This window comes from Deltaproteobacteria bacterium (genome assembly GCA_016874775.1).
GTDB lineage: Bacteria > Desulfobacterota > Binatia > Bin18 > Bin18 > VGTJ01.
Genome location: VGTJ01000010.1, coordinates 48,619 through 59,106, shown reverse-complemented (window position 1 = coordinate 59,106; position 10,488 = coordinate 48,619). Strand labels below are relative to the sequence as shown.

General features: G+C 52.8%; 11 protein-coding genes. 8 read left to right on the top strand and 3 right to left on the bottom strand.

Going from position 1 to position 10,488, the window contains the following annotated elements:
• Window positions 1-173: 173 nt before the first annotated feature.
• Together FJ147_02985 and FJ147_02980 are read right to left on the bottom strand one after the other, a co-directional pair.
• Window positions 174-2,276, bottom strand: coding sequence for a hypothetical protein (locus tag FJ147_02985; GenBank protein ID MBM4254843.1), 2,103 nt, complete (start codon window positions 2,274-2,276; stop codon window positions 174-176).
• 166 nt (window positions 2,277-2,442) lie between these two features.
• Window positions 2,443-3,489, bottom strand: a complete 1,047-nt coding sequence (locus FJ147_02980; GenBank protein MBM4254842.1) for a cobalamin-independent methionine synthase II family protein — start codon at window positions 3,487-3,489, stop codon at window positions 2,443-2,445.
• 158 nt (window positions 3,490-3,647) lie between these two features.
• Between FJ147_02980 and FJ147_02975 the strand changes: the two genes are divergently transcribed.
• The 4 genes from FJ147_02975 (at window position 3,648) to FJ147_02960 (ending at window position 7,498) form a co-directional block, all read left to right on the top strand.
• A complete protein-coding gene (locus FJ147_02975) occupies window positions 3,648-4,829 on the top strand; it encodes an alanine--glyoxylate aminotransferase family protein (GenBank protein ID MBM4254841.1) in 1,182 nt (393 codons plus the stop codon).
• Between the two features lie 29 nt (window positions 4,830-4,858).
• Window positions 4,859-6,241, top strand: a complete 1,383-nt coding sequence (locus tag FJ147_02970; protein MBM4254840.1) for a transglycosylase — start codon at window positions 4,859-4,861, stop codon at window positions 6,239-6,241.
• A 110-nt stretch (window positions 6,242-6,351) separates the two neighbouring features.
• Entirely contained in the window at window positions 6,352-6,762 is a 411-nt protein-coding gene (locus FJ147_02965) for a VOC family protein (GenBank protein ID MBM4254839.1), read from the top strand.
• A gap of 31 nt (window positions 6,763-6,793) precedes the next feature.
• Window positions 6,794-7,498 carry a CDP-diacylglycerol O-phosphatidyltransferase gene (locus FJ147_02960; GenBank protein MBM4254838.1) on the top strand — a complete coding sequence of 235 codons (705 nt, stop codon included), beginning with the start codon at window positions 6,794-6,796 and terminating at the stop codon, window positions 7,496-7,498.
• 80 nt (window positions 7,499-7,578) lie between these two features.
• Here the strand turns inward: FJ147_02960 and FJ147_02955 are convergent, their stop codons facing one another.
• Entirely contained in the window at window positions 7,579-8,313 is a 735-nt protein-coding gene (locus tag FJ147_02955; GenBank protein MBM4254837.1) for a rhomboid family intramembrane serine protease, read from the bottom strand.
• Window positions 8,314-8,462: 149 nt separating this feature from the next.
• Between FJ147_02955 and FJ147_02950 the strand changes: the two genes are divergently transcribed.
• The 4 genes from FJ147_02950 (at window position 8,463) to FJ147_02935 (ending at window position 10,144) form a co-directional block, all read left to right on the top strand.
• Window positions 8,463-8,798 carry a zinc ribbon domain-containing protein gene (locus FJ147_02950; protein MBM4254836.1) on the top strand — a complete coding sequence of 112 codons (336 nt, stop codon included), beginning with the start codon at window positions 8,463-8,465 and terminating at the stop codon, window positions 8,796-8,798.
• A 3-nt stretch (window positions 8,799-8,801) separates the two neighbouring features.
• Window positions 8,802-9,089 (top strand): DUF454 domain-containing protein, encoded by a 288-nt coding sequence (locus FJ147_02945; protein ID MBM4254835.1) that lies wholly within the window; start codon window positions 8,802-8,804, stop codon window positions 9,087-9,089.
• Complete coding sequence (locus tag FJ147_02940) at window positions 9,079-9,396, top strand: hypothetical protein (protein ID MBM4254834.1); 318 nt, start codon at window positions 9,079-9,081, stop codon at window positions 9,394-9,396. Before FJ147_02945 ends, FJ147_02940 begins: the two co-directional genes overlap by 11 nt.
• 94 nt (window positions 9,397-9,490) lie before the next feature.
• Entirely contained in the window at window positions 9,491-10,144 is a 654-nt protein-coding gene (locus tag FJ147_02935; GenBank protein ID MBM4254833.1) for a riboflavin synthase, read from the top strand.
• Window positions 10,145-10,488 lie beyond the last annotated feature (344 nt).

Here is a 10,488-nt window from a genome sequence, read left to right as displayed (position 1 = left end):
CCTGCACTGGGTGTTAGATGTCGTGTTTCGCGAAGATGCCCGCCGGGTCTATGATCGCACGACGGCGGAGAACCGGGCGTTCCTCAACCGCTTGGCCGTCTCGCTCTTACGCGGGGACCCCGGCAAAAAGGTTCGCTCAAAGTTAAGCGCAAACGCCCAGGCTGGCACCTGTCCTACCTCGCCCAACTCCTCGGGTTTCCCTGCACTTGAAGCGCGTTTTCCGTGGGGTCGGCAGCTGTCCCACCAACGAAGTAGTACGTGCCATTCGCATCTGTCACTGCTTTACCAACAAGCACGTTTCCTTTGAAGAGTTGCACCGTCACTTCACTAATTGCGGGTTCGCCGGAATCTTGAATGCCATCACGATCGGTATCGCGCCACACACGGTTACCAATTTCCAACGGCGCGGCATCACAGAGGGTGGTCAAGTCTCCTAAGCCTGCGACTTTGCCGAAGAACGGCAGATTCCCCTCGTATACCTCATACCCAAGACGTGATTGTGTCCCTGTCGTATTGCTCAGGAAGATCACGCCACCGCTGGTGAAGCGCACCGGACCCATCGCCGTGAGTGCTATTTCCCCCGTCCCGGGGATAAATGTCACCCCACCAAGACTGGTCTCGTCATGCCCAGCGCTGAAAATCGAAATGAACTCTCCGGTGTAAAATTCACTCGTAGTGGGATCCTGGAAGACACCGTTGGTGTTCACTGAACGAAGCAGATCACCTGCAGTTACTCCCACTTCACCACTAGCTCCATTCGGCCACTGATTAATTTGTCCGACCTGATGCCCCCAACGATCGATAAACCCGAGGATCATCGAACCATCGATATCAAATTCAATATCCGAGAGAATTGGTTGTGGATACGAGAAAAATGTCCCACCTGAACACGAAAAACTCGGCCCTGAATCTGGAGGAGGAGTGATACTCGCGAGCCACGGGTACCACCGGTCAGTACCGGTGGCATCGCACGGGTTACGTGCGAGGCCTTTGGTATACGTTAGCGGAAACGACAATACCGACGTGAACGTTGTCCCGTCGAAACGATAGACAACAGCTTTCAAATCATTACGATTGTTCGATGTTTGTGCGTCGCAGATCCCGCCCACATACACTTGTCCACGCGAATACTTCACAGCAAACGGCCGCCAGTTGCCATTGGCACAGCTCGGATTAGGGATGAGGGTGCCTTGAATGTTCGCACTGGTAGGATTGGCAATCGGAATCGTGTAGAGCTTTTTATCGAAGAGGTTGACAGTATAGAGCGTGGTTTCGTCGTCCGAAAGCGTCAGCCCACCAAGGCCAACAGCGCCAACCTGACCGAAAGCAGCGGCATCAATGTTTGCACTTCCTGGTGCCCCAAGTCCGCGAGTTGCATTAGACGGAAACGTTGGACTACCAACAGCCGCTGAGCCACCAGCGTCGATTCCCTGCGCGGCGAGATCAACAAAGAGGCTAGGAGTTCCTGGAGTAGCAGTATTGGCGTTCGTCACTTGATAGATGGCGCCAAGGCCATTGGGCCCAATGCCTGCATGGCGTTTGAGGAAGGTCGCGGTGTACAGCGTTTTCGTTTGCCGCGCATAGGCGAGTCCCCAGGCTGAGCCGATTTCGCTTTTACTCGCCAGATGCTGAGGATTGACGGCAGTGCCTCCCAAGCTTACAGGAATGCCGTTGCCACTGCCGGCATATGGCAATGCCACAAGGACATCAACAGGCGCCGTGGTGTTAGTGTTACCGTTCACGTAACAACTTGTGGCAAGAATCGGATTGGTTTGACAGAAATCGTGCGCATAGTTGAGTGCCAAATTGATGTTGGACGATGCCCCATCAGGAACATACTGCACCGTTGTGCCATTTTGACTACCAAACGCGCCAGGCTGTAGAAAACCAGGGAGGTTGGTAAACTCGACACGATACGGACCAGTACCCGTCGCAGCAAGAGAATACGATCCAACATTCGCGCTCGTACAGGACGCAACATTGATCACTGCGGGGATCGCCGGAGCACTTGCTGGAACGGAAATCGCGGTTGTGTCGCACGTTGCGGTTTGTCCAACTCGTACGCCTGACGCATCATACGCCGTCACGACAACGCTGCTGACACCAGGTTCACCGCTGTCACGAACCCCATCAGCATCGAAATCACGAAAGACTGTTCCTGTGATTGTTCCGGCAGAATGACTATAGGGAACGAGCGGCAGAATCCACAGTGCTAAGGTCACACATAACCAGAACGCGCAATTTCCCCTTATCTTGTTGAATCGGCGCTTTTTCACCCCACACCTCCATCACAGCTGCAATTCTCCCTATCGTCGTAAAATAGGCAAAACGGGAGATAGAAACCTATGCAGCACGAGAGGTTCTATCACAAAATCTGCGCAGTGGGAAATGCTGTAGAGGGAAATCAGGTTTTTCCAGGGCGTTCTTCAGCAAGATTGGTATTCAGCTCACCTCTTTTCGCACAATCGCAGCACCGGCAGTAAGTGCATGGAGCTTTGCACGTGCCAATCCACGCGAGGAGGCAGAGAATCCACAATCGCAGGTCAGATACAGCTTTTCTGGTCTGGCGTGCTTCACCACCGCACGAATCCGCTCAGCCACATCTTCGGGTGTTTCGAGATACATCGATTTGACATCGACAACACCTGCAGCTAACTCCCGATCACCGCCATATTGGCTCCAAAGTTCCAACTCCGCCATTTCACGGTTGGCGTATTCCAAAGCGAACTGATCGGCTTTCACATCAAGGATGCCAGGGAATAACGGTTTGTAGGTTCGCTTCATTGCTGGACGGCCCTGATTGTTACCAAAGCAAATATGGAGAGCAATCTTCGCCTGAACACCTTCAACAGTTTTGTTGAAGAGCTTCACCGTTTCCTCGACCGGCAACACCGGCGTGCGGCCAGCCGCAGAAGGCTCATCGATTTGGATGAATGTCGCTCCAGCGGTCACCAGTTGGCGCAATTCTTTGTTCACTAATTCAGCAATGTCATAGAGCATCGGTAGATAATCACCGTTCGCATATCCACCTTTTGGCGTGATCGGTAAAGCAATCGTCAGTGGCCCTGGACAGCAGATCTTGAGCGGTTTGTCCGTCAACGTGCGGACATATTGATACTCATCAACCAAGCCGAAGCCCTGAGGTGCGGTCACTCGTTCGACGGTTTCAAAGCGTGGTGCGCTATCGTAGCTCATCACTCCCAGTTTTCGTTGCGCCGGGATCAGTTTGAGGCCTGAAAGTTTTTCCACCATGTTCCAGAGAAAACGCTGCCGGCGAATTTCACCGTCGGTGAGAATCGTCAGCCCAGCTTCTTCTTGGTCCCACACCGCGATCTTAATCGCATCCTGGATTGCTTCTTCCATATCTGCGGGGCCAGCATCTCCGGCACGTAAGACCCGCCGTGTTGCCGTCAGCCACGCAGGTGAGGCATACGAACCAACTCCCATAGTCGGTAACAAGCCAAGACCAGTCCCGTTGAGGATGGGCATGATAGTGTCTCCTTATTTTCCCCTCCGTGGACTTGTAGCAAAAAAGGAGAAGAGTGTCTGCTCAACCACACACCACCGGGCGTTTTTGACCATACCGCTGGTTCATGGTAGCGTGAGTGCCGCATTTTATTTGTTGCAAATACGTAAGGAACAGAAGTATGGAAGCTGCTGGCGAATTAGCACCCCCAGTCCGGGTGCTGTTAGGCCCTGGCCCGAGTAACGTTCATTCTCGAGTGCTCAAAGCGATGTCCACGCCGCTGGTTGGGCATCTTGATCCCGAGTTTGTCCGCTTGATGGAAGAAACCAAAGAACTCTTGCGCTTTGTCTTCCAGACGAAAAACGCACTGACCTTTCCGATCTCAGGAACCGGCAGTTCTGGCATGGAGGCCTGCCTCGTCAATTTGCTCGAAGCCGGAGACGAAGCCGTCATTGGTGTCAATGGCGTGTTTGGCACGCGCATGAAAGATATTGTTGAACGCTGTGGTGCTAAACCAGTGGTGATCGAGGCACCGTGGGGCAATGTTTTTACTCCAGAGCAAGTGCGAGACGCGCTCAAGCAATGTCGACGCCCAAAACTTGTTGCGCTTGTTCACGCCGAAACTTCGACTGGCGCTTGGCAGCCGCTAGAAGGAATCTCCTCCATTGTCCATGCAGCCGGTGCATTGTTCGTCGTTGACGCAGTGACATCACTGGGCGGTTGTCCAGTACAGATCGATGACTGGAAGATCGATGCGTGCTACAGCGGGACACAAAAATGCCTCAGTTGCCCGCCAGGACTCTCTCCTGTCACATTTAGTCAGGCTGCACTTGATGTCATTCGCGCCCGCAAATCAAAAGTCCAGAGCTGGTACTTAGACCTCACCATGATTGAAAAGTACTGGGGAGAAGAGCGTGTGTATCATCACACTGCGCCGATCTCGATGAACTATGCCTTGCGTGAATCTCTGCGCCTGATCCAAGAAGAGGGCCTGACCGCGCGGTTTCAACGCCATCGCCGTAACCATGAAGCGCTAGCCGCAGGCTTGAGCGCAATGGGCATGACGCTTGCCGCCCAGGAAGGACATCGGCTGTGGACCCTGAATAGTGTTGCCATTCCTAATGGTGTCGATGACGCTGGAGTTCGACGACAACTGTTGGAAGAGTATAATATTGAAATTGGCGCTGGCCTGGGGCCGTTACGTGGAAAGGTGTTGCGTATAGGCCTAATGGGGGAATCCAGCACCCGTAGTAATGTCCTCTTGGTATTAAGCGCATTAGAGAGTATCTTACGGAAACAGCAATTCTCTTGTACCCCGGGGGCCGGGGTGAGTGCCGCTCAAGCAGTGTATGCTGCGGCATAGAAAGACCTGCGAGAGAGGAGGAAGTGGGGATGTGGTGGTCGCAACTGCAGCAGGAACAAAGCAAAGCAAATCGAAGGTCGACGCAGCAATCTCAACAAGAAAATCAGCGAACAGCTTCTCATAGTGATCCAGCCGACAGTCATCAGGAGCTACGTCGAGGGGCTAGTCGTAACCGTTCATCAACCGCATTGCACGAAGGGTATTCTGCACTACGTCGAGAGAGTCAGGATAATCGGCTGCGCAGGCTCCAGAACGATAGGTCGGAAAACTCTCAGCAGACTCTGTATGCACGTTACGCTCTTGAGTGCCGTACCTTCTGTTGGAAGTTGGCCTTTCTCGTAGTTTTCCTTGTGAGTACCCTTCCAGCGGTCAGCTATAGCAACATAGGGAACGTCTCGCTTGAACAGGCAGATCCAGAGCTTGTCCCTTTTTTTGCCGATGACCTTGATCGCTCGTCTCTGAAAGCTGCCGTGTTGCAAAGTGTTGCGGCGTTGCGGCGACGCGATGAGTCAGCAATCCTAGCTTTCGGTGATCAACGCATTTCTGTTGCATTGATACGTGAGAGCCTTGAGACCTTCGCAGAGATGTTGGAAACTGAGCCTGATATCAGTACGGCCCTCTTACGAGACTTTGATATTTACCGTGTGACGTCTCCCGTCTTATTTACCGGCTATCATGAACCTGTCATCAACGGCAGCTTAGCACCAACCGAGCGCTATCGCTATCCACTTTATCGTGTTCCCAACGACCTACCGGCACGGGGCGCAGCCACTCCCTATTTCACACGGGCCGAAATTGATGGCCAAGGAGCGCTGAGAGGAAGAGGGAATGAGATTGTCTGGTTAGATGACCCGGTTGATCGGTTCTTTTTGCACATTCAAGGGTCAGGGCAAATCCGCTTGCCGAAAGGGGAACGGATGCGGGTTGGCTATGCTGGGGACAATGGCAGAGCCTATCGCAGCATCGGACGCTATCTCCTGGACCAGCGGGTCTTACCACCGGGCCAAGCTTCCACACAGGGAATCCGTCGATACCTCGCAGAACATCCAGAAGAACGGGACGACATCCTTTTTCACAATCCTCGATACATCTTTTTCAAATCATTCCCGACAGGTCCGAGTGGCCCGGTTGGCAGTCTCGGAGTACCTCTCACCCCCGGGCGCTCGCTCGCCGCTGATCCTTCAATTTACCCTCTGGGCGGCCTCGCCTTTATCCATGCCAAGCGACCAGTCTGGAATGGTCAGAATCAGGTGAAGTGGAAAGAATTCTTCCGCTTCGTTGTATTACAAGACACTGGCGCAGCGATTCGCGGGCCAGCACGTGCGGATTTGTTCTGGGGGAGTGCGGCAGAAACCGAAGCCGGTGCAATGGCGCAACGAGGAGAGATGTATCTGTTAGTGAAGAAGCCGTAGCACGTACTCTGTAAAGCGTAAAACGCAAGAGGGGAATAGGAGGGTTGCGTATTAGGGTTTTCCCTGTCTCCGGCCTTCTGTCCGCCATCTTCTTCTGGTAAGTGTTGGCTATGAGTACCAGCGCCGCTATTCCGACCTTGGGACTTCGACACTTGGCATTGAACGTCGCAGATGTTGCGACCTCCGTTCAGTTTTATTCTTCTGTGTTCGGCATGCGGGTGGTCTGGCAACCAGACCCTGATAACGCATATTTGTCGTCAGGGTGTGACAACCTTGCTTTACACAAAGTGACAACACCAACAGTCAAAGATGGACAACGGCTCGACCATCTCGGATTTCTCGTCAGCACTCCAGAAGATGTCGACCGTGCAGCAGAGGTCCTTGCAACCCACAGCGTCCGCCTGCGCAATACCCCTCGTACGCACCGCGACGGCAGCCGCTCCCTCTATTGTTTCGATCCTGACGGCAACGTCATTCAAGTTCTCTATGAACCAACCCTCAGTGCCCAACGGCTCGGCTGAGGGAACGCTCACCGCTCCTTCACGGTTCTCTATTCTACGCCAAGCTCTGGCATGGACCGTTCACGCCTACACTGCTTCTGGCACAATTGCTGGCTTTCTCGCGTTGCAGGCATCTGTGAATGGAGATGTACGGGCGGCATTCCTATGGATGCTCATTGCCGTGCTTATCGATGCCACAGATGGCACTCTCGCACGGGCAGTGGAGATCAAGAAAGTACTGCCCTGGTTCGACGGCGCGAAGCTTGATGACATCGTGGATTATTTCACGTTCGTCATCGTTCCACTCGCTGCACTCTACTATTGCCATCTCCTTCCATCTTCGGGAACGATATTCTTTATCGCCATACCACTGCTTGCCAGCGCTTATGGTTTCTGTCAGGCCGCAGCGAAAACGCCAGATTTCTTCTTTACCGGGTTTCCGTCGTATTGGAACATCGTCGCGTTTTACCTGTACGCCCTGCAGACTCCGTCCTGGGTAAACGGTGGGATACTCTGTGTGTTGGCAGTTCTCGTCTTTGTGCCCATTCGCTATGTCTATCCAACTCGAACAGTTCGATTTCGTACCCTTACGAATCTGCTAGGGGCACTGTGGGTTCTCTTTCTGCTTGTGCTCATTTGGCAATTACCGACCCCATCCCAATCCGTTGTTTTTGCTTCTCTCTACTATCCTCTTTACTACACGGTGTTGTCGTTTTACCTCCACGCTACCCATCCAAGCGACACACAAAACCCTTGACATAGGAAAAGCCGACCCACGTTTTCTGTACGTTTATCGACGGATACAGAACTGAGCAAGGAATCCCTCTCCGCTTGTCTCTACCACCGCAACGCCGAACGCGGATTGTGCCATGCTAATGAGGATGTTGACCGGCGACGACGAGGATGTCGTCGTTTGAGGAGGAGGAGGGGCCCAAGAAGAAGGCCGCCAATAAATCCTCCGACATGTGCCCACCAGGCAACTTCAACTACAGGAGTGGTAGTGGCAGCCTGCGCATGCATACCAGCCCCAACCTGGAGTCCTAACCACAACACAAGATAGAACACCGCCGGAATACGGATGACAGGAAAGGAGAACCCTAACGGTAAGAGCGTTAAAACACGAGCGGTAGGACAGAACACGAAGTACGCGCCTGTTACTGCCGCAATGGCACCACTCGCACCTATCATGGGCAACGTCGACGTCGGGTTTGTATAGGTCTGGACTAAAACCGCGATCATTCCGCCCACGCTATAGAATATCAAGTAACGGAGATGTCCTAAGCGATCTTCAACATTTCCGCCGAAAATGTAGAGATAGAGCAGATTGCCAAGGAGATGCGCCCAACTGCCATGAAGAAACATGCAAAACAATAATGGCGAGAGAGGAGGAACAGTCCCCTGTTCGAGCGCCTGAGAGAAGGTGGCCGGGACCCATCCATAGGTTTGGACGAAGTTCTCGACCTGAGGGCCGAGCGCGAGTTCATAGGCAAAGAGCGCCAGGTTTGCTCCGATGAGCACGTGATTGACCCACGGAACCTGCTGTTGCGTTACAGAAGTGCGAAGTGGGATCATACAGTAGGTATCTTGCGTGAGGGGACTCTCACCCGCGCACTACATTTTCTTTCATGACCGACCAATGTACGCAACCCGTACCTTACCACCAGTACCCACAGGAGTTCTTATAGCACCTTCAGCGAATCTATGGTAGGGGAAATACAGGTATGCCAATCTACGAGTATCACTGTCAGGCGTGCGGTAAAGATCAGAGTATTCTGTTTCTCTCGCAAAAGGACATGATTGCAAAGCCATCGTGCAAGTATTGCAGCGCGCGTCGCTTGAAGCGTTTGCTGTCGCGCGTAACCTACCATCAAACCGAATCAGCTCGCTTGAGTGATTTTGATACCAGTGCCCCCCGGGACGAGTCTTTCTATCGCGACTCTCGTAACGTTGGCTTGTGGGCAAAGAAGCGCGCAAAACAACTGGGGGTAGACTTGGGCTCGCAGTTTGAGGAAACTGTAGAGAAGGCTCGTAGTGGAAAGATTAGTGATGACCTGTAACCTATGCTTCAGCGAATCCGCCAGAACATAAGCAAGCTTTTCCATGCGTGGTGGGACGTACTTCCACATCCAATCCGGAGGCTACTCAAAGTAGGGTCCGGTTTGTTCTTTCTGGTGTTAGGGATTATCGGAATTTTTATTCCCATTATGCCGCAAATTCCGTTCTTACTGTTAAGCTTGACGCTCTTAAGTAGTGAAAGTTCTCGTGCCCGTAATCTATTACGCAGAATGAAGCGCTGGTTAGCTCAACAACGACGAGCGCTACGAAGGAGAAAGAATCATGGCCGATAAAGATCGATTGACTGATAAGTTGCGTGATAAGGAAAAGGCCGAGGAAGATCGATACTTCGCCCAGCGCGATCGTGAATTGCTCGACAAAATGAAACAGGGCCAGCCAGGGACAGGAACTCAGCAAGGACTTATGCAGTGTCCAAAGTGCGGCACAAAACTCGCCACCATCCAACACCACGATGTGACCGTTGAAGAGTGTCCCTCGTGCAAAGGATTGTGGCTCGACCGTGGAGAACTGGAGATTTTGTCGCAACGGGAAAATGAAGGGTGGGTCGGCCGTTTTATCCGCCGCTCAATCACTTCGTAGGGGTTAGGGGCTGGGGGTTAGGGATTGGTAAGAAAACTCCCCCTTCAGCCCACACCCCATATTACTAACCCCTAACCCCCAGTACCCAACCCCTATGTTTAGCGGCATTATCGAAACAACCGGTACGATCTCTGCAATCGAGCCAATCAACGAAGGCGTACGACTGATTCTCACGAGCCAGATTCCGCTTGCAGAAGTCGGCCTTGGCGAGAGCATTTGTGTCAATGGCACGTGCCTTACGGTCACAGTCATTGGCGATGCGACGCTCAGCTTTGATGTCTCGGCTGAGTCCCTGCGACGGACGAATCTCGGTGACCTCACTCCTGGTTCTCTGGTAAACCTGGAAAGATCACTGAGAGTGAGTGATCGCCTTTCAGGCCACGTCGTCTCAGGTCATGTTGACGGAGTCGGTGCTGTCAAAAGCATTCAGCCAGAAGGTGATTCGTTTCTCTACACCTTCACGGTCCCACCCGAATTAGGACGTTACCTCATCGAGAAAGGTTCTGTTGCTGTCGATGGTATCAGCTTGACGGTTTTTCATTGTCGACCGACAGAATTTACTTGCGCAATCATCCCTCACACGCACCACGTCACAACCTTGCATGCCCGCAAGCCCGGAGACAAAGTGAACATCGAGAACGACATGCAAGGGAAATACATCGAAAAATTTATGCAGGAAGCCCTTGCTGGGCCACTGCAAGCGCTACGCGATGAAGTGGCGGAGCTGCGACTACGGATACAAAAATAAAGGCGCTAAATCGGACCACGGAATATTCGTACAGTTGGGGTAGAGTGTACTGTGCGCACGTTACGCTCGCCTGCTTGAATTACCCGTGCGCATGGCGCACGCTACAGTCTCTTCGGCGACAGCGCGAGTGGACCAATCGTTCGTGGTTTGATTTAGGCTCCAGATTGTAGGGAAGAGGAAAAGTCAGACGTCAAGACAACGTCCCTTGTCCCGTTGTTCCCTTTATCCCTTATTCTTTATCCCTTATCCATTTATCCTGGCTTTCTTTCCCTTCAGCCTGAAGCCTTTGGCCGACAGCCTGTCCGTTGACCCCTAGCCCCCAGCCCTGCTTCTCGGCTATGACA